This is a genomic window from Bacillus sp. ZY-1-1 (assembly GCF_003047165.1).
Classification (GTDB): Bacteria; Bacillota; Bacilli; order Bacillales; family Bacillaceae; genus Bacillus; species Bacillus velezensis.
Window position 1 is genome coordinate 1,104,093 of record NZ_CP027061.1, and the last position, 19,817, is coordinate 1,123,909.

Consider the following 19,817-nt stretch of genomic DNA (forward strand, 5'->3'; position numbering starts at 1 on the left):
ATGAATTACGATCATATTTTAATCCGTTTTGGTGAAATATCCACAAAAGGAAAAAACAGACGCAGTTTTATTGAAAGATTAAAACAAAATATCCGCCTGGTATTAAAGGATTATAAAAAAGTAAAATACTTTTCAAACCGGGACCGGATGTCAATTACACTTAATGGAGAAAACCCGGAGGAAATTTGTTCCTTATTAAAGAATATATTCGGCATTCAAAGTTTCAGTCTCGCAATTAAATGCGAAAGCAAGCTGGAAGACATTAAAAAAACGGCTTTAGCCGCGATAGAAGGAGAATATAAACCGGGGAATACGTTTAAGGTCGAGACCAAACGGGCTTACAAGCAGTTTGAATTAGATACGAATGCGATGAACGCTGAAATCGGCGGCCATATTTTGAAAAACACGGATGGATTAACCGTCGATGTGAAAAATCCCGATATTCCGCTTCGGATTGAAATCAGGGAGGAAGCGACATTCCTGACCATTCGTAACGAAAAAGGCGCCGGAGGCCTTCCTGTCGGTTCCGCGGGTAAAGCGATGCTGATGCTTTCCGGCGGTTTTGACAGTCCGGTCGCCGGTTTTTACGCGATGAAACGGGGATTATCAGTTGAAGCCGTACATTTCTTCAGTCCGCCGTATACGAGCGAACGGGCAAAGCAGAAAGTCATGGATCTCGCGGGATGCCTCGCGAAGTTCGGCGGCAGTATGACGCTTCATATCGTGCCGTTTACAAAGACGCAGGAACTCATCCAAAAACAAATCCCGGAAAACTATACGATGACGGCGACGCGGCGTCTTATGCTGCAAATCGCGGACAGAATCAGAGAAGAACGAAAAGCGCTCGCGATCATTACGGGAGAAAGCCTCGGGCAGGTAGCGAGCCAGACGCTTGAAAGCATGTATGCGATCAATGCCGTGACGGCAACGCCGGTTTTGCGCCCTTTAATCGGAATGGACAAAACAGAAATCATCGAGAAATCAAAAGAAATCGGCACTTATGAAACAAGCATTCAGCCGTTTGAGGATTGCTGCACCATCTTTACGCCGCCAAGTCCGAAAACACGTCCGAAAAAAGAAAAAATCGAGCACTTCGAAAGCTTCGTTGATTTTGAACAGCTGATTGCAGAGGCCGCTGCCGGCATCGAAACCATCACTGTTTACTCAGAGCAGGAAGCTCACGATAAGTTTGCCGGCCTGTTTTAAAACTGTATACAATTACCAAAGTTTTTTTGAATGAAGACATGTGTTTTATCACATTCTATACTCACAAGGAGGTGATACACATGTCACAACAATCAAACAGCGGAAACAGCAACCAGCTTTTAGTGCCAGGCGCTGCTCAAGCTATCGACCAAATGAAGTATGAAATCGCTTCTGAATTCGGTGTAAACCTTGGACCGGAAACAACTTCTCGCGCCAACGGTTCTGTCGGTGGAGAAATCACAAAACGTCTTGTCTCTTTTGCTCAGCAAAGCATGGGCGGAAGCAGCCAGCAGCAGTTTTAATCACAACTTCACATAATGGCTAAGAGAGCGGGGAATTCCCCGCTCTTTTTTCATGAGTATAGATAGAAGGCTGGAAGCAATTTATGCATATTTTTATTGTAATGGCCTATGTTTATGTATAATGGGGAAAGAAAGTGAGGAGTTGTTCGTGTTAAAACGAGAAGATTTAATCGCCCCAAAGAACTATAACCTTGTAAATGAAATCGAAAAGTTCAGCCGTTCCAAAGAGAAGAACGCGCTTATTTGGGAAGATCAAACAGGCGGCAAGAAAGTCTGGACGTATGAAAAATTGATGGAAGAAACGAATAAAATCGGAGCCCGCCTGAAAGGTCTCGGATTTGAAAAAGGCGATAAGCTGATTGTCATGGTTCCGAGAGTGCTTGAAGCGTATGCCGTTTATTTAGCGATCTTAAAAGCGGGGATGGTCGTCATTCCTTGCTCGGAAATGCTGCGCGCCAAAGACCTTGAATACCGGATCAAACACGCCGAAGTGAAAGGCGCTATCGTTTATCCTTCATTTATAAACGCATTTGACGAGGTGAATACCGAGCAGCTGGTGACATTGTCAATCGGTGAAAATGATGCCGGCTGGAAAAACCTCTTAACGATTGAAGCGGACGGAAACAGTTTTCAAACAGCTGATACAACAAGAGAGGACATGGCGTTTTTGTCCTATACTTCAGGGACGACCGGCCAGCCCAAAGGCGTTGTACATACACACGGCTGGGCCTTTGCCCATTTAAAAACTTCAGCCGGTGCATGGCTGGATATTTCCGAAGACGATACAGTGTGGGCCACCGCGGCGCCCGGCTGGCAGAAATGGGTGTGGAGCCCGCTGCTCGCCGTTCTGGGAAGCGGCGCGACAGGATTCATTTATCACGGCAGATTCAACGCCAAGACGTATTTAGAGCTGCTGGAGCGCCATCAAGTAAATGTCTTCTGCTGTACCCCGACGGAATACCGCCTGATGGCAAAAGTGGAGGAGTTGGACAAATATGATCTTTCTGCCCTTCACAGCGCAGTTTCTGCGGGTGAGCCATTAAACCGGGAAGTCATTGACGTATTCCGGAAGCATTTCGGTATTAAAGTGAGAGACGGATACGGCCAAACGGAGAGCACCCTGTTAGTCGGCGTCCTGAAGGATATGGATATTAAGCCGGGAAGCATGGGCAAACCGACCCCCGGAAATCAAGTAGAGATTATAAACGATAAGGGCGAAATATGCGAAACAGGCGAAACGGGCGATATCGCCGTGCATTTGAGCACACCGGCCTTATTCAAGGAATATTATAAAGATCCCGAAAGAACGAAAAAGCAGATTCGCGGAGATTATTTTCTTACAGGAGACCGCGCGAAAAAAGACGAGGACGGCTACTTTTGGTTTGAGAGCCGCAATGATGACATTATCGTCAGCTCCGGATATACAATCGGGCCTTTTGAAGTAGAGGACGCGCTCGTGAAGCATCCGGAAGTGAAAGAATGTGCAGTCGTGGCAAGCCCGGATGAAATCAGAGGTTCAATCGTAAAAGCTTATGTCGTTTTACAAGACGATGAAAAGCGCAGTGACGAACTTGTCAAAGAACTGCAAAACCACGTAAAAACGATTACGGCGCCTTACAAATATCCGAGAGAAATTGAATTTGTCGAAAGCCTGCCGAAAACGGCGTCCGCAAAAATCAGACGTGTGGAACTGAGACAGCGTGAAGAACGGCTGAAGGCTGATAAAAAAGCATAATACAGGATAAAGGGTGAGCGGGGATGAAAGCGATTTGGCACGGCGGCACCATCTATACAATGCTTGACAAGAATCATGTCACTGAATCCGTTTATACCGAAGAAGGCGTCGTCAGGCAGACGGGCAGCTATCGGGAGCTCCAAGGAACATACGGTTCGCCTGATACGGAGGAAATCGATTTACATGGAGCTGTCATGTTTCCGGGGTTTACGGACAGTCATATGCATTTAATCGGACACGGGGAAAAACAGCTTCGCCTCGATTTGTCGCAGCTGACGTCAAAAGAAGCGATTCTGCGGGCCGCAAAAGAAGCAGAGCGTGAATTGGAAGATGGCGAATGGCTGATCGGCGAAGGCTGGGATGAAAACCTGTTTGAACGGCCGGATTACGTCACGAAGCATGACCTTGACCCGCTCTTTCCCGACCGCCCCGTCCTGCTGAAGCGGGTATGCCGGCACGCCGTTGCGGTTAATTCGGCCGCATTGCGCGCGGCGGGGATTACAAACGAAACATCTGATCCAAACGGCGGGATTATCGTCCGGGACGGCACCGGTCCGACAGGCCTTCTGCTGGATAAAGCCCAAGAGCTTGTGACACAGGCCCTGCCGCCCGTCACACTTCACTATGTCAAACGCGCGCTTCAAACGGCGATTACGGACTGCTGGTCAAAAGGCCTGACCGGCGGGCATTCAGAAGATCTGGCATACTACGGAGACGCGTCCGTTCCCGTTGCCGCGTACGAGTCTTTAACCGGCAGCGGCCTTTATCCTTTTCGCGCCCATCTGCTCGTTCATCACGAAGCCGTCGACAGCTGGAGCGCTCTGGATAAATCGACCGGACCTTACCTGGAATACGGAGCGATGAAAATTTTTGCTGACGGCGCGCTCGGAGGCAGAACCGCTCTGTTGAAAAAGCCTTATCATGATGATCCGTCAGTTTCCGGCGTTCAGGTGCACGATGACGAGACCCTTGCCGCTCTTGTTTATAAAGCGAGAGAGAAAGGGATGGAGATCGCCGTGCACGCGATTGGCGACCTTGCATTTGAAAAGGTGCTCGATGTTATCGAAAGATACCCGGCAAAGCCCGGACAGCTAGACAGGCTCATTCATGCGCAAGTATTAGATGCCGGATTGATTGAAAGAGCCGCCCGGCTGCCGATCGGACTTGATCTTCAGCCGCATTTTGTGGCCAGTGACTTTCCGTGGGTGATTGACCGGCTCGGAGAAGAGCGGATGAAAACGGCTTTCGCCTGGAAAACACTGCTGTCAAAAGGGCTGCTGTGCGCCGGAGGCTCAGACGCCCCGATTGAGCCGGCCGATCCGCTTCTGGGCATTCAATCGGCTGTGCTCCGTACAAGCAAGCAGCATCCGGAAGGTCCGGCCTATTATGAAAAAGAGTGCCTGACCGTGTACGAAGCCATTCAGCTTTACACGGAGGGAAGCGCGGCCATCATCCATAAAGAACATAGCCGCGGACGGATCGCCCCCGGCTATGATGCCGACTTTACCGTACTCAGCGGTGATCCGTTCGGGATGGATCCGAAAAAGCTTCATGAATTGGAAGCTGTCAAAACCGTCGTCGGCGGCCGTATCGTATATGAAAAAGAGGACAGGCAGTGATGCCCGTCCTCTTTTTTTATGATAAAAATGATCGCTTTACTTTTTCCCAGAAAGAGTTGTCTTTCAGTTTCACCGTTTTGATTTTTTTATCGGATAGTGTAATCTCAACCTTTTTGACATTCCGCGTGCTGAGCGCTTCATTATCAAGCCCGATAATCGGATGCTCATTGCCGTCCTGGACCACCTGCAGTGTCAGCTTCCGGTCTGAGCTTAAAATAAACGGAGATCCGAGTGTACGGTATGTGTTGTTGTTCAACGACGCCAGTTCGGATACCTGCATGCAGGAAATCAAAGGATCAACAACGGCGCCTGAGACAGACTTATTGTAGGCGGTGCTGCCCGTCGGGGTGGAAATGATCATCCCGTCTCCTCTGAACGTCTCAAAATGAAGATCATCAATTAACACATCCATCACAAACGTTTTAATAATGCTTGAACGGATGGAAACCTCGTTTAAACAGTGAAAATGATTGCTGCCGTCCACCGTTACGTGAATGAGCGGGTATTTTCTGACCTCAAGCTGTTCCGCGGTCATGCTGGCCGCCATTTTTTCAGGCTCATCGCTGTGAAAATCACAGTACAAATGGGCTTTCCCTTTTTTAGCGATGCCGACATACAGGCAGTCATCACGGAATCCGGTTTTTCTGACGGCTTGCAGAAATGAGCCGTCGCTGCCGATGCTGGCGATAATACCGGCATCCTCCGGGTGAGCCGCAACTGTAAAACCGTGCGATTCAGCAAGCTGCTTCAAAGAGCTGACTTGTTCTTTTGTTTCGTTGTTTTGTTTGTGAAAAAAATAAACATTGCGGCGAAGATCGGTCATATCCCCATTCCCCTTTGCTGTCATATTTACGTTTTTCTCCCAGCAGGTATTGTGTTAAAATACCTGTGGCAATAGTGTAACATGTTTCCTGTTTATCCGTTAAGAGAAAGCGCTTCATGAAAAAAATGAATCTTTTTTTACGGGGGAACGTACGAATATTGACAGAAAAGGAGGAGAACAAATGAATGCAAAAAGATGGATTGCGCTCGTCATCGCGCTCGGCATTTTCGGCGTATCGGTCATTGCAAGTGTGACCGTCGGGGTGCTGAAGAATATCGGAGATACAGGGTCTGACTTTGCATCACTGACAGATGACACAGAGGAAGTGACGCTGGATAAGGGCAGCCCCGGCAGTAAAATCGCCGTGCTTGAAGTGGACGGCACGATTGAGGATAACGGCGGGTCCGCTGGCCTGCTCAGCTCAGGCGGGTATGATCACAGATCATTTTTAAAACAGGTTGAGCGTGCGAAAGAAGATAAAAGCGTCAAAGGAATTGTACTGAAAATCAATTCCCCGGGCGGAGGCGTGTACGAAAGCGCGGAAATACATAAAAAACTGGAAGAACTAAAGAAAGAAACGAAGAAACCGATTTATGTATCCATGGGCTCCATGGCGGCATCGGGAGGCTACTATATTTCAACGGCCGCCGATAAAATCTATGCTTCACCGGAAACGCTCACGGGTTCACTGGGCGTCATCATGGAAAGCGTCAATTATTCCAAGCTCGCCGATGAACTCGGCATCAAGTTTGAAACCATTAAAAGCGGCGCGCATAAAGACATCATGTCCCCGACCCGCGACATGACGAAGGAAGAAAGAAAGATCATGCAGACAATGGTCAACGATTCTTATGAAGGATTTGTCAATGTCATTTCAAAAGGCCGGCACATGTCAAAAGCGGATGTGAAAAAAATTGCCGACGGCCGTGTTTACGACGGCAGACAAGCGAAAAAAATCGGCCTCGTTGATGAGCTCGGTTTTTACGATGATACGATCAGCGCGATGAAAAAGCACCATAAAAATATGAAAAACGCTTCAGTCATCACATACGAGGAAGGATTCGGATTAGGCTCGCTCTTTTCCATGAGCGCAGCGAAAATGTTTAAAAGCGAAATTGATTTTCTGAATATGAAAGAACTCATTTCGCAATCCGGTTCGCCGCGGATGATGTATCTCTATGCAAAGTAGGGGGGAAGAAAGAATGGACGCGACTTACGAAGGCTTTCACGGCAAAAAAGAGGAAGCCGAACAACAGAGGGCGCCCGAGCAGGCATATGCGGGCTTTTGGATCAGGTTTTGGGCGTTTCTTCTTGATTGGCTGGTGGTCTGGGGACTTAACCATCTCATCGTTTCACCGATTTTCACGCTGATGAAGCTCCCGGCAACAAGCGGAATGTTTACAATCTCAGCTTATTCCGTCACAACCCTGATCGTCTACCTCGCCTATTTTGTGTTCATGACGAAATGGTTTCATCAGACACTCGGCAAGATGGTCTTCGGGTTAAAGGTCACTTCTTTGACGCCCGGAAAGCCGCTGACTTGGAGCACCGTCATTTTCAGAGAAGCGGTGGGGCGTTATATCGATAAAATCTGGATTCTCTATATCGTCATTGCGTTTACGCCCAAAAAGCAGGGCATTCACGATCTGATCGCCGACACAACGGTGATTCACGAAGCGCTGTACCGCAAATAAATGCAGTAAACCCGGAATAAACGTCCGGGTTTATTTTTTTTGGTTTTGGCGATAATGCTGCTAAGGAAGTGAAGCCTATGGGATATGCCGCAGCAGCTGTAATTCTCATTCTCATTTTGGTCTGGCTGCTCATGAGGATGAAAATCCATCTGACTTTCGAATATCTTCACGATAAAGATAACGACAAACTGACGTTTAAACTCTCGGCCTTATACGGGCTGGTCCGTTTTAAAAAAACGCTGCCCGTCATTAAAGTAAACAGCGAAGACGCGTCTATTGATGTCAAACAGGACACGAAATCAGAAATGAAAGGTCAGAAAAAAGAGAAGAAAAAAATCACATATGAAGATGTCAAACAGAGCATTCACAGAATAGAAATGATTCTGCACCAAGTCTTGCAGATGCGCCAAATCGCCGCCTCATTTCTTGCGGGAGTCCGTGTTACGAAGTTTGAATGGGTGACGGTTATCGGAATAAAGGACGCCGCCGTTACGGGAATCGCCGCCGGCGGATTGTGGGCCGTAAAGGGAGGCCTTACGGCGATGCTGTATGATCATCTGCGTTTCATACATAAACCGGTGTGCGAAGTCATTCCGTCTTTTCAAGTGCCTGCATCCAAGACGCATTTGCAGTGTATATTCTTTTTTCGTTTTGGACATCTTATAGGTGCAGCTTTCAAATTGCTCAAATACGGGCGGAACGGACTTTCTATCATACGAAAGAAACAGCCGGTTCCGGTTGCTTCAAAGAATGATTCATCAGTTTAAGGAGGAGCGCATATGGCAGACCACCCCATTCAAGGTTTAATGAAAACCGCTATGGAAAATTTAAAAGAAATGATTGACGTGAATACAATCATCGGCGATCCTGTTGAAACGCCTGACGGCAGCGTAATCTTAACGGTTTCAAAGGTCGGATTCGGATTTGCGGCGGGCGGAAGCGAGTTTGGAGGAAAGCCGGCTGAAAAAAGAACCGATGATGATGAAAGAAAAGAGCAGAAACTCCCGTTCGGCGGCGGAAGCGGCGGCGGAGTATCCATTACGCCGATTGCGTTTCTGATTGTCGGAACAAACGGCGTGCGTATGCTTCATTTAGACGAAAACACCCATCTGATTGATAAACTGTTAGACTCCGCGCCTCAAACGATTGAACGCATCCAGCATATGTTTAAAAAGAATGAAAAAGGCCGGAACCAAAAAAGAACGGATATCGATTTATAACAGAAAAGTTAACTGCCGCCCGCAGTTAGCTTTTTTTACGATGCGGCATAACCTTTGCAGTTTGCATAAAACTCGACTATGATAGAGCTATACATAGATAAAGGGAGGAATCAGAATGGCTGAAATTACATTTAAAGGCGGAGCCGTGACGCTGATCGGACAAGAAGTGAAACCGGGTGACCAAGCTCCTGACTTCACGGTTTTGACAAACGGATTAGAAGAGAAGACATTAGCAGATATGAAAGGGAAAGTAACGATCATATCCGTTATTCCTTCCATTGACACAGGCGTATGTGACGCGCAGACACGCCGCTTCAACGAAGAAGCCGCAAAACTCGGTGATGTGAACGTTTATACAATCAGCGCCGACCTTCCGTTTGCACAAGCGCGCTGGTGCGGAGCGAACGGAATTGATAAAGTGGAAACATTATCGGATCATAAAGAGATGTCATTTGGTGAAGCATTCGGTGTTTACATCAAAGAACTTCGTCTTTTGGCGCGTTCCGTATTCGTCCTTGATCAGGACGGAAAAGTCGTTTACGCGGAATACGTAAGCGAAGCGACAAACCACCCGAATTATGAAAAGCCTATCGAAGCTGCAAAAGCGTTAATCAAGTAAAGAGGGGAAAAGAGCTCCGGGTGCTGCCGCGGAGCTCTTTTCATGGCAAGGAGGAAACAGCATGCAACACGACCATGTCGGTCAGATTTATGAACTTTTAGATGAAGCCGCCCAAGTGATAGCAGAAGGCCTTGAGATTTCTTATATTGAGGGGCTTGCGGAGGCGGGAGAGATGTATTTTCTTGAAACGACGGACCAGCTTCCGCTTCAGGAAAAACAAACCGGCGAGCTTAAAAGCCTGCTTGCGAAAGCAGACTTCAGAAAATGGGAGCATGAATGGATCCGCAAGGCGTTCCAGCTCGCCATTTTAAAAGGACTGAAAGATAAGTCCCATCCGAACAGACAGATGACGCCTGATACGATCGGCCTTTTCATCAGTTACCTCGTGAATAAATTTACGGGCGGCCGAAAAGGCCTGACGTTGCTGGACCCCGCCTGCGGCACCGGAAATCTTCTGCTGACCGCGGCAAACCAGCTTTCTGACAAAGCGGGAAAAAGCTTCGGCATTGAAATCGACGATGTCCTTCTGAAGATCGCATATGCGCAGGCGAATCTGCAGGAAAAAGAAATGGAGCTGTTCTGCCAGGACAGTCTTCAGCCGTTATTTATCGAACCGGCCGATGCGGTTATCTGCGATTTGCCGGTCGGCTACTATCCCAATGACGAAGGCGCTGAAGCGTTTGAGCTGAAAGCGGATGAAGGCCACTCATTTGCCCACCACTTATTTATTGAGCAGAGCGTCAAACATACAAAACCGGGCGGATACTTATTTTTTATGATTCCGAACCATCTGTTTGACAGCGCGCAAAGCGATAAACTGAAGCGGTTTTTTGCGGAAAAAGTATATATCAACGCCCTGCTTCAGCTGCCGGCTACTATGTTTAAAGATGAAGCGCAGGCAAAGAGCATTTTAATCCTGCAGAAAAAAGGCGAAGACGCAAAGCCGCCGAAACAAGCGCTTTTGGCGAATCTTCCTTCTTTTGCGAACCAGCAGGCGATGCGGGAGATGATGGCAAAATTGGATCAGTGGATTCAAAAAGAAAAATAATGGCGAAAAAGCAGTGTGAGACGCAAAATTCCGCGCTGCTTTTCGCTTTTTAAAATGAATGGAAATCAGGGCGAGAACACAAATTAAGGAAAGAAAATAACATTCCGTAAGGCCGTGCCGTCCATTTGGCACAAATAAGATTTATCAGAAAATATCGACTTCGTATTGTAAGCGGTACCAATGTGGATGTTGACTTGAAATGCTGAGTTGACAATGTTTAAATGGAAAAGTCAGATATTTTTTGGACCGCAGTTATGGTCTGGGAAAAAAGAACGAACAAACGAAGAAGAATTTTGATAGGAGCGTCATTTATGTCTAAAATTATTGCAATTAACGCAGGAAGCTCATCTTTAAAATTTCAGTTATTCGAAATGCCTTCAGAAAAGGTGCTAACAAAAGGTTTAGTAGAACGGATCGGTATCGCCGACAGCGTTTTCACTATCTCTGTTAACGGCGAAAAAAATACAGAAGTGACAGATATTCCGGATCATGCGGTTGCGGTGAAGATGCTGCTTCACAAGCTGACTGAATTCGGTATTATAAAGGATTTAAACGAAATTGACGGAATCGGCCACCGTGTGGTTCACGGCGGAGAAAAATTCAGCGATTCTGTTTTGCTTACGGATGAAACAATCCGTGAGATTGAAGAGATTTCAGAACTTGCGCCGCTTCATAACCCGGCTAACATCGTCGGCATTAAAGCCTTTAAAGAAGTGCTTCCGGATGTGCCTGCGGTTGCAGTGTTTGATACGGCGTTCCACCAAACGATGCCTGAGCAATCTTACCTGTACAGCCTTCCGTACGAATACTACGAGAAATACGGCATCCGCAAATACGGTTTCCACGGCACTTCTCATAAATACGTGACACAGCGCGCAGCTGAGCTTCTCGGCCGCCCGCTTGAAGATTTGCGTCTGATTTCCTGCCACCTCGGTAACGGCGCAAGTATCGCGGCCGTAGAAGGCGGAAAATCCATTGATACGTCAATGGGCTTCACACCGCTTGCGGGTGTTGCGATGGGAACACGTTCAGGAAACATCGACCCTGCATTGATCCCGTACATTATGGAAAAAACGGATCAGACGGCAGATGAAGTATTAAATACATTAAATAAAAAGAGCGGACTGCTTGGCATATCCGGTTTCTCAAGCGACCTCCGCGATATCGTAGAAGCTTCAAAAGAAGGAAACGAAAGAGCGGAAACGGCTCTTGAAGTGTTTGCAAGCAGAATCCATAAATACATCGGTTCTTACGCTGCGAGAATGAGCGGCGTTGACGCGATTATTTTCACTGCGGGTATCGGTGAAAACAGCGTTGAAGTCAGAGAACGCGTGCTTCGCGGCTTAGAATTCATGGGTGTATATTGGGATCCTGCGCTGAACAACGTGCGCGGCGAGGAAGCGTTTATCAGCTACCCTCACTCTCCTGTCAAGGTCATCATCATTCCGACTGACGAAGAGGTCATGATCGCACGTGACGTTGTCCGTCTTGCACAGTAATGATCGAAAAAAGCACATCCTTTAGGGTGTGCTTTTTTATTGAATGCCCCAGAATCAAACGTTACGATATGTTTAATACATAAACGATGAGGTGAAGCAATGAGTGTGCATGAACATAAACAAGAAGCCCCGTCAGCCGTGCGCTGCAAGGTGATAACAGTCAGCGACACGAGAACGAAAGAAACCGACAAAAGCGGGCGCGTCATGATGGATTTCATCAGAGAAGCGGGATTTGAAACGGTCGCTTATGACATTGTAAAAGATGAAAAAGATGAATTGCAGAAAGCCGTTTTATCCGGCTGTATGGATGAATATACAGATGCGGTGCTGTTAAACGGAGGGACGGGCATTGCCGAAAGGGATGTCACAATTGAAGCGGTCACGCCGCTGTTTTCAAAAGAACTCCCGGGGTTCGGCGAGCTGTTCCGCATGCTGAGCTATACGGAGGACATCGGCTCGGCCGCCATTTTGTCCAGAGCGGCAGCGGGTGTGATCCGAAATACCGCAGTCTTCTGCACGCCAGGCTCCTCAGGCGCCGTAAAGCTTGCAATGAGTAAACTGATTATTCCTGAACTGCCCCATGTGCTCCGGGAAATCCGAAAAGATTTATAAATGTATAAAAAGGCTCCGCTCCGCTCAAAAAATTGGGTGGGGTTTTTTTTATAAAAGGCTTGAAAAAACAGAATTTACTTGTTACAGTGTATACATACAAAATGCATTTTTATTAATTAAAACTAATTTTTATACAAAGGGAGCTTTTAACATGGCAGAACAAAAAAAGGTTGTATTGGCATACTCAGGAGGTCTTGATACTTCTGTAGCGATAAAATGGCTGCAAGAACAGGGATACGATGTTGTTGCCTGCTGCTTAGATGTTGGGGAAGGAAAGGATTTGGCATTCGTTCAGCAAAAAGCGCTGGAAGTTGGCGCCGTAAATTCCTATGTGATTGATGCGAAAGAAGAATTCGCCCGGGAGTACGCGCTCATTTCTATGCAGGCCCATACAATGTATGAAGGCAAGTATCCGCTCGTATCTGCACTATCCCGTCCGTTAATCGCGAAAAAACTCGTTGAAGTGGCGGAAAAGGAAAACGCGGTGGCCGTAGCGCACGGCTGCACGGGAAAAGGAAACGATCAGGTTCGTTTCGAAGTATCCATTAAATCATTAAATCCTGATCTGGAGGTCATTGCTCCGGTCCGTGAGTGGCAATGGTCGCGTGAAGAAGAAATTGAATACGCCGCAAGCCGCGGCATACCGATTCCGATCAATCTTGACAGCCCGTATTCCATCGACCAGAACCTATGGGGACGCGCTAATGAATGCGGTATACTAGAAGATCCGTGGGCGGCGCCGCCTGAAGGGGCATATGACCTGACAGCATCTCTTGAAAACACGCCGGACGTTCCGGAAATCATCGAAATCGCATTTGAAGCCGGTGTTCCGGTTTCAATCGACGGCGTAACCTACCCGCTCGCTGATTTAATTCTCAAGCTGAACGAGACTGCCGGAAAACACGGCATCGGCCGGATTGACCATGTGGAAAACCGCCTGGTCGGCATTAAGTCCCGTGAAGTTTATGAGTGCCCGGGCGCCATGACTTTGATTACGGCTCACAAAGAGCTTGAGGATCTGACTTTAGTGAAAGAAGTGGCCCATTTCAAACCGGCAATTGAACAAAAACTGTCTGAAATCATCTATAACGGTTTATGGTTCTCGCCGTTAAAAGACGCGCTGCTTGCATTCCTGAAAGAAACCCAAAAACACGTCACCGGCGTCGTGCGCGTCAAGCTGTTTAAAGGCCATGCCATTGTAGAAGGACGTAAGTCGGAATATTCTCTCTACGACGAAAAACTTGCGACATATACAAAAGACGATGCGTTTGACCATCACGCGGCAATCGGTTTCATTGAGCTTTGGGGGCTGCCGACAAAAGTAAACAGCATTGTGAAAAAGAAGGAGCAGATTGAAGCATGAAGAAGCTTTGGGGAGGCCGTTTTCAAAAAACACCGGAAAAGTGGGTCGATGAGTTCGGCGCATCCATCACATTCGACCAAAACTTAGTCAAAGAGGATATTACAGGGTCTCTCGCTCATGCGGCAATGCTGAAAAAATGCGGCATTCTGACGGAAGAAGAAGAAGGTGCCATCCGTCAAGGGCTGCAGACCCTCCTGCAAAAAGCAGAGGAAGGAACGCTTGAATTCTCTGTTGATTATGAAGATATCCATTTGAACATTGAAAAAATGCTGATTGAAGAAATCGGACCGCTAGGCGGCAAACTCCATACCGGAAGAAGCCGGAACGACCAGGTGGCGACTGACATGCATCTATATTTGAAAGATCATGTCTCGCATATCATCGTGCTGATTGAACAGTTCCAAAAAGCGCTGATCGAAAAAGCGGAGGCCAATGTCGAGACCATTCTGCCGGGGTACACTCATTTGCAGCGGGCCCAGCCGATTTCTTTCGCCCACCATCTGCTTGCTTATTTTTGGATGCTTGAACGGGATAAAGAGCGTTTTCGGGATGCTATGAAGCGGATTAACATATCGCCGCTCGGATGCGGGGCGCTTGCCGGAACTACGTTTCCGATAGACCGTAACTATTCGGCGGAGCTGCTCGGTTTTGACTCCATTTACGAGAACAGTCTTGACGGAGTCAGTGACAGAGATTTTATTCTCGAGTTTTTAAGCGGCAGCAGCATGCTGATGATGCATCTTTCACGTTTATCAGAAGAAATCATTCTATGGTGCTCGCAGGAATTCAGATTCATTGAACTGGATGATACGTACGCCACGGGAAGCAGCATGATGCCGCAGAAGAAAAACCCCGACATGGCGGAGCTGATCCGCGGTAAAACCGGACGCGTATACGGTGATATGATGGGTCTTTTCACAATTATGAAAGGACTCCCGCTCGCTTACAACAAAGACCTGCAGGAAGATAAAGAAGGCATGTTTGACACGGTGAAAACCGTTGAAGGAAGCCTTCAGATTTTCACGGGCATGATTGAAACGATGAAAGTAAACAAAGACATCATGAAACAAGCGACAAAACAAGATTTTTCAAACGCGACGGAACTTGCCGATTATTTAGCAAAAAAAGGCATGCCGTTCAGAGAAGCGCATGAAGTGGTCGGCAAGCTTGTGTACAGCTGTATTGAAAAAGGAATCTATTTAAGTGACATGGCATTTGAAGAATTCCTTCAAGCCAGCAGTCTCTTTGAAGAAGATATCTATACCGTGCTCGATCCGCATCATGCGGTTGAAAAAAGAATGAGCGCCGGCGGAACGGGTTTTCAGCAGGTAGAACAGGCGCTCGTAAAAGCAAAAGCCTGCGCCGGCATTTAATTTGCTGAAATTTCCTTCATATTTTCCCGTCATATCAGACACCCTACATCTATAAAAGATGGGAGGTAGAAGGAATGCGCAAAGAACAAGACCGTTACATCTATGATGAAAAAGAAAGTGAAGAAACGGCCAGGCTTATCTCAGAGGCATACCAAAGCGGTTATGTCGGCATGGAGGAAGCCTCTGCTCCTTCAGAAAATTAAGCTGTCTGTAAAGACGGCTTTTTTTTCGTGCGGACGAAGTGCAAAAAAGTGATATTGCCGTTTGTTTATAGTAAAGTAGAGGGAGAAACGTCTTGATTTTATTGAAGCGGCTACGTTGCCTGGGGAGGGTATTCAATGTGCGACATGCTCTAATCACTGCCGGTACAAAGGGATTGGGCCGAAAAGTGACTGAAATGCTTCTGGAAAAAGGCTTTTCTGTCACAGTGAATTACAGACAGGACGAAGAAGCGGTCGCTTGTCTGAAGGCGGATTATCCCGGGTGCCATGACAGATTGCAATTCGTTAAGGGCGATGTAACCCGGAAAGAAGATCTCATGCGGATCGCCGATGCAGCCCTTCAGCGGTTTGGAAGGATTGACATACTGATTAACAATGCCGGGCCGTACATATTTGAGCGCAAAAAGCTTGCCGATTACTCCGATGACGAATGGTATGGCATGCTTGAAGGGAATTTAAGCGCCGTTTTCCATCTGTTTAAAGCGGTTATCCCGGTCATGAGACAGCAGCGCTTCGGCCGGATTATTACATACGGTTTTCAAGGAGCGGACCATGCCCCCGGCTGGCTTCACCGTTCCGCTTTCGGAGCGGCTAAAGTCGGATTGGCTTCGTTAACGAAAACCATTGCGATTGAAGAAGCCGAATCAGGCATTACAGCCAATATGGTCTGCCCGGGTGATATTGTAGGAGATATGAAAGAAGCGTCTATAGAGGAAGCAAGACGGAAAATCGGCAAAGAAAAGACGCCGATCGGCAGGTCCGGAACCGGAGAGGATATTGCGAGAATCATCGCGTTTTTATGTGAAGAAGATTCCGATCTTGTAACCGGAACGGTCATTGAAGCAACAGGCGGGCTGAATGTGATTAACAGGCATCAATCCCTGTAAGTTTTTTCGTTTGTCAAAAAGGGAACTTGATAAATATTAATTTTTTATGAGGTGAAAACGATGAAAGTGACTTATCACGGACATTCTGTCATTCAAGTGGAAACGAAAACCCATAACATTATTTTTGATCCGTTTCTGACCGGAAACAGTCTGACAAATTTGAAACCGGAAGAAGTGAAAGCGGATGTCATCCTGCTTACTCACGGACACAATGACCATGTCGGAGATACAGAGCAGATCGCCAAACAAAACGATGCGCTCGTCATTGCGCCGAACGAGCTGGCCGTTTATCTCGGCTTTAAAGGTTTAAAGGTCCACCCGATGCATATCGGAGGGGCGCACCAATTTGATTTCGGCAAAGTAAAACTGACACAGGCGTTCCACGGATCGGCGGTCACTGATGAAGAAAACAAAACCATCACATACACCGGGATGCCGGCCGGGATTTTATTAACGATTGACGGCAAAACGATTTTCCACGCCGGCGATACGGCGCTGTTCTCAGATATGAAACTGATCGGGGAACTGAATCACATTGACCTGGCGTTTCTGCCGATCGGTGATAACTTCACCATGGGGCCTGAAGATGCGAAACTCGCGGCTGAATGGCTGAGAGCGAAACAGGTCGTTCCCGTTCATTACAATACATTCCCCGTCATTGAACAGGACCCTGACGCTTTCGCTGAAAGTCTGCCCGGAGGCGTCGGCAAAGTCATGGCGGTCGGCGAGACCATTGAGCTTGCCTGACATATGTGTCAAAGACCTTCTGAATCAAGCATTCAGAAGGTCTTTTTTGTGATGCCGCCTTTTTTCGGGCGTCTCATTGCGAATGAATCCCCCGTACCCTTATAATAAAAGCAGAAGACTGTCCTTAGAGGTGAAACGCTTGGCAACAAAGCATGAACAAATCCTATCATACATAGATTCGCTTTCTGTCGGTGAAAAAATTTCGGTCAGAAGAATTGCGAAAGAAATGAAAGTCAGTGAAGGAACGGCTTACAGAGCCATTAAGGAAGCCGAAAACAAAGGATTCGTTTCCACTATTGAACGTGTGGGGACCATCCGGATTGAACAGAAGAAAAAAGAAAATATTGAAAAGCTGACATACGCCGAGGTCGTCAATGTGATCGACGGCCAGGTGCTCGGCGGAAAAGCCGGTCTGCATAAAACGTTGAATAAGTTTGTGATCGGGGCGATGGAGCTTGACGCGATGATGCGTTATACGGCCGCGGGGAACCTGTTAATCGTCGGGAACCGAATCAATGCCCACCGCCAGGCGCTTGAAGCGGGCGCGGCCGTTTTGGTAACAGGAGGGTTTAATACCGATGACAGCATTATCGAGCTGGCCGATATGCTTGAGCTTCCGATTCTCTCCACGAGCTACGATACCTTTACGGTAGCTGCGATGATCAACCGGGCGATCTATGATCAGCTCATAAAAAAAGAGATTGTGCTCGTGGAAGATATTTTGACGCCCGCAGATCGGACAGTGACGCTGTTCCCTAAGGATAAACTGGAGAAATGGTACGAAAAGAACTATGAAACCGGACACGGCCGCTTTCCGGTTATCGATCAGCAGATGAAAATCCACGGAATCCTCACGCCGAAAGATATCGCGGGGCATGACCGGTCAGTTCCCATTGAAAAAGTAATGACCAAAAACCCTGTCACGGTGATCGGAAAAACATCTGTCGCCTCAGCGGCTCAAATGATGGTTTGGGAAGGAATTGAAGTGCTTCCGGTGACAGACGGGCATCACAAACTGATCGGAATGATCAGCCGCCAGGATGTCTTAAAAGCGCTTCAGATGGTTCAAAAGCAGCCTCAGGTCGGAGAAAAGCTGGATGATATTGTTTCAAGGGGATTTAAAGAAGAGGAAGATAACAAAACGCCGGCCGTTTATCAATATGAAGTCACGCCGCAAATGACCAATCAGCTCGGCACGATTTCTTACGGGGTGTTTACAACGATTTTAACCCAGGCCGCCAGCCGATTTTTACGCTCCCGCAAACGCGGCGAGCTGGTCATTGAAAGCATTACGATTTTCTTCCTGAAGCCCGTACAGATGGAGTCGGTCATTGAAGTGAAACCGCGCATTTTAGAGGCGGGCCGGAAATTCGGGAAAATGGAAGTGGAAGTGTCAAGCCAAAGCGGCATCGTTTCAAAAGCGATGCTCATGGTGCAGCTGATGGAGAGAAGTTAAGGGACGCACCCGGGTCCCTTGGCATTCATTATGCGTGGTCCCTCTCCGCTTCCTTTGCATGGATGGGCTCATAATGCTTATAGGCTTTATACCCGGCCCATGCGCTGCCTGCTCCGATTAAAATGAAGACGCCGCCGATGACCAGGGTCAGGACGGAGTGGAACAGAATCATTTGGTTTACTCCGTACAAAAGCACCAGCGCGCCTAATGCCATACTTGATTTAGCCGAAAAACATTCCTTCTCCAGCGCCCGTTTCGTCTGGATTCCTTTTACTTTGTAATACACGTAAAAGCAGGCAGAAAGCCCGATGAGAAAAACAAAAACCAGCATAAATGAAATCCTCCATTATATGAGTTTGCAAAACCGTTTATACCGTTGCTGAAAGATTTTCCTTTTCCATGGATAAAGAGTATGATTAAATGAATAAAAACGAAAAGGAGAAAACGATGAAATCCGAACTGATCAGAACCATATCATTATATGACACCATTATCTTACATAGACATGTGAGGCCTGACCCGGACGCCTACGGTTCACAGTGCGGCCTTACGGAAATCCTGCGGGAAACGTATCCCGAAAAAAATATTTTTGCCGTCGGACAGCCTGAACCGTCCTTGTCTTTTTTATATTCCCTCGATGAGGTGGATGACGAAACCTATAAAGATGCTCTTGTCATCGTGTGCGACACCGCAAACCAAGGCAGGGTCGACGATCAGCGCTACCATTCCGGCGCAAAGCTCATGAAAATAGACCACCATCCAAATGAAGATCCGTATGGCGATCTGTTATGGGTCGATACGAATGCAAGCTCCGTAAGCGAAATGATCTATGAGCTGTACCTGGAAGGAAAGCAGCACGGCTGGAAACTGAATACGAAAGCAGCTGAGCTGATCTACGCTGGTATCGTCGGTGATACGGGGCGCTTCTTATTCCCGAACACCACAAAAAAGACATTAAAATACGCGGGAGAGCTCATTGAGTTCCCATTTTCATCGTCAGAGCTGTTCAATCAATTGTATGAAACAAAATTAAATGTGGTGAAGCTTAACGGCTTTATTTATCAAAATGTGTCACTGTCTGAAAACGGCGTCGCTTCCGTTTTCATTAAAAAAGACATTTTGGAGACATATGGAACCACCGCTTCTGAAGCGTCGCAGCTTGTCGGAACACTCGGAAATATTTCGGGTATCCGCGCTTGGGTGTTTTTCGTAGAAGAAGACGATCAAATCAGAGTCCGGTTCCGTTCAAAAGGTCCGGTCATCAACGGAATTGCCCGGAAATACAATGGCGGCGGACATCCGCTTGCGGCCGGCGCATCCATCTTCAGCTGGGATGAAACCGATCAGATTCTTGCTGATCTGGAAGAGGTATGTAACGAACACAAGTAGAGGG

The 19,817-nt window shown here is 47.4% G+C and carries 21 protein-coding genes; 19 read left to right on the forward strand and 2 right to left on the reverse strand.

Features of this window, described 5'->3' with window-relative positions; translation table 11 throughout:
• The 4 genes from thiI (at nucleotide 1) to C5I45_RS05870 (ending at nucleotide 4,862) form a co-directional block, all read left to right on the forward strand.
• Entirely contained in the window at nucleotides 1-1,206 is a 1,206-nt protein-coding gene (thiI, locus tag C5I45_RS05855; protein ID WP_073982011.1) for a tRNA uracil 4-sulfurtransferase ThiI, read from the forward strand.
• Nucleotides 1,207-1,286: 80 nt separating this feature from the next.
• On the forward strand, nucleotides 1,287-1,508 hold the full coding sequence (locus tag C5I45_RS05860; protein WP_007408043.1) for an alpha/beta-type small acid-soluble spore protein: 222 nt from the start codon (nucleotides 1,287-1,289) through the stop codon (nucleotides 1,506-1,508).
• A 148-nt stretch (nucleotides 1,509-1,656) separates the two neighbouring features.
• Nucleotides 1,657-3,243: an acyl-CoA synthetase MbcS gene (gene mbcS / locus C5I45_RS05865; RefSeq protein ID WP_015387856.1), complete on the forward strand. Its 1,587-nt coding sequence runs from the start codon at nucleotides 1,657-1,659 to the stop codon at nucleotides 3,241-3,243.
• Nucleotides 3,244-3,266: 23 nt separating this feature from the next.
• On the forward strand, nucleotides 3,267-4,862 hold the full coding sequence (locus tag C5I45_RS05870) for an amidohydrolase (RefSeq protein ID WP_107994271.1): 1,596 nt from the start codon (nucleotides 3,267-3,269) through the stop codon (nucleotides 4,860-4,862).
• A 16-nt stretch (nucleotides 4,863-4,878) separates the two neighbouring features.
• Here C5I45_RS05870 and C5I45_RS05875 read toward each other — a convergent pair whose 3' ends face one another.
• On the reverse strand, nucleotides 4,879-5,685 hold the full coding sequence (locus C5I45_RS05875) for an NAD kinase (RefSeq protein WP_003152418.1): 807 nt from the start codon (nucleotides 5,683-5,685) through the stop codon (nucleotides 4,879-4,881).
• 181 nt (nucleotides 5,686-5,866) lie between these two features.
• On the opposite strand from C5I45_RS05875, the gene sppA reads away from it, so the two are divergent.
• From sppA to C5I45_RS05940, 14 genes are all read left to right on the forward strand, one after another.
• Nucleotides 5,867-6,874, forward strand: a complete 1,008-nt coding sequence (gene sppA, locus C5I45_RS05880; RefSeq protein ID WP_032858463.1) for a signal peptide peptidase SppA — start codon at nucleotides 5,867-5,869, stop codon at nucleotides 6,872-6,874.
• Between the two features lie 13 nt (nucleotides 6,875-6,887).
• Nucleotides 6,888-7,379: an RDD family protein gene (locus C5I45_RS05885; RefSeq protein WP_003152421.1), complete on the forward strand. Its 492-nt coding sequence runs from the start codon at nucleotides 6,888-6,890 to the stop codon at nucleotides 7,377-7,379.
• A 77-nt stretch (nucleotides 7,380-7,456) separates the two neighbouring features.
• Nucleotides 7,457-8,146, forward strand: coding sequence for a DUF2953 domain-containing protein (locus C5I45_RS05890; protein ID WP_003152422.1), 690 nt, complete (start codon nucleotides 7,457-7,459; stop codon nucleotides 8,144-8,146).
• A gap of 12 nt (nucleotides 8,147-8,158) precedes the next feature.
• Nucleotides 8,159-8,599: a GerW family sporulation protein gene (ytfJ, locus tag C5I45_RS05895; RefSeq protein ID WP_003152423.1), complete on the forward strand. Its 441-nt coding sequence runs from the start codon at nucleotides 8,159-8,161 to the stop codon at nucleotides 8,597-8,599.
• 115 nt (nucleotides 8,600-8,714) lie between these two features.
• Nucleotides 8,715-9,218 carry a thiol peroxidase gene (tpx, locus tag C5I45_RS05900; RefSeq protein ID WP_007408050.1) on the forward strand — a complete coding sequence of 168 codons (504 nt, stop codon included), beginning with the start codon at nucleotides 8,715-8,717 and terminating at the stop codon, nucleotides 9,216-9,218.
• A gap of 61 nt (nucleotides 9,219-9,279) precedes the next feature.
• A complete protein-coding gene (locus tag C5I45_RS05905) occupies nucleotides 9,280-10,266 on the forward strand; it encodes a class I SAM-dependent methyltransferase (RefSeq protein ID WP_003152425.1) in 987 nt (328 codons plus the stop codon).
• Between the two features lie 311 nt (nucleotides 10,267-10,577).
• Nucleotides 10,578-11,765 carry an acetate kinase gene (locus tag C5I45_RS05910; protein ID WP_003152426.1) on the forward strand — a complete coding sequence of 396 codons (1,188 nt, stop codon included), beginning with the start codon at nucleotides 10,578-10,580 and terminating at the stop codon, nucleotides 11,763-11,765.
• 99 nt (nucleotides 11,766-11,864) lie between these two features.
• The gene (locus tag C5I45_RS05915; RefSeq protein WP_003152427.1) at nucleotides 11,865-12,377 is read left to right on the forward strand and encodes a MogA/MoaB family molybdenum cofactor biosynthesis protein; all 513 of its coding nucleotides are present in this window, start codon (nucleotides 11,865-11,867) and stop codon (nucleotides 12,375-12,377) included.
• A 151-nt stretch (nucleotides 12,378-12,528) separates the two neighbouring features.
• The gene (locus C5I45_RS05920) at nucleotides 12,529-13,740 is read left to right on the forward strand and encodes an argininosuccinate synthase (RefSeq protein ID WP_003152428.1); all 1,212 of its coding nucleotides are present in this window, start codon (nucleotides 12,529-12,531) and stop codon (nucleotides 13,738-13,740) included.
• On the forward strand, nucleotides 13,737-15,113 hold the full coding sequence (gene argH, locus C5I45_RS05925) for an argininosuccinate lyase (protein ID WP_003152429.1): 1,377 nt from the start codon (nucleotides 13,737-13,739) through the stop codon (nucleotides 15,111-15,113). Before C5I45_RS05920 ends, argH begins: the two co-directional genes overlap by 4 nt.
• A 74-nt stretch (nucleotides 15,114-15,187) precedes the next feature.
• Nucleotides 15,188-15,316, forward strand: coding sequence for a hypothetical protein (locus C5I45_RS20100; protein ID WP_003152430.1), 129 nt, complete (start codon nucleotides 15,188-15,190; stop codon nucleotides 15,314-15,316).
• A 137-nt stretch (nucleotides 15,317-15,453) separates the two neighbouring features.
• On the forward strand, nucleotides 15,454-16,221 hold the full coding sequence (locus C5I45_RS05930) for an SDR family oxidoreductase (protein WP_003152431.1): 768 nt from the start codon (nucleotides 15,454-15,456) through the stop codon (nucleotides 16,219-16,221).
• A 60-nt stretch (nucleotides 16,222-16,281) separates the two neighbouring features.
• Nucleotides 16,282-16,968 (forward strand): metal-dependent hydrolase, encoded by a 687-nt coding sequence (locus C5I45_RS05935; RefSeq protein WP_003152432.1) that lies wholly within the window; start codon nucleotides 16,282-16,284, stop codon nucleotides 16,966-16,968.
• 139 nt (nucleotides 16,969-17,107) lie between these two features.
• The gene (locus C5I45_RS05940) at nucleotides 17,108-18,424 is read left to right on the forward strand and encodes a CBS domain-containing protein (protein WP_044053521.1); all 1,317 of its coding nucleotides are present in this window, start codon (nucleotides 17,108-17,110) and stop codon (nucleotides 18,422-18,424) included.
• A gap of 28 nt (nucleotides 18,425-18,452) precedes the next feature.
• On the opposite strand, the gene C5I45_RS05945 is transcribed toward C5I45_RS05940, so the two are convergent.
• Entirely contained in the window at nucleotides 18,453-18,755 is a 303-nt protein-coding gene (locus C5I45_RS05945; RefSeq protein WP_003152434.1) for a YtpI family protein, read from the reverse strand.
• Nucleotides 18,756-18,871: 116 nt separating this feature from the next.
• Here C5I45_RS05945 and C5I45_RS05950 point away from each other — a divergent pair, with 116 nt between their 5' ends.
• Nucleotides 18,872-19,813, forward strand: a complete 942-nt coding sequence (locus C5I45_RS05950; protein ID WP_003152435.1) for a DHH family phosphoesterase — start codon at nucleotides 18,872-18,874, stop codon at nucleotides 19,811-19,813.
• Nucleotides 19,814-19,817 lie beyond the last annotated feature (4 nt).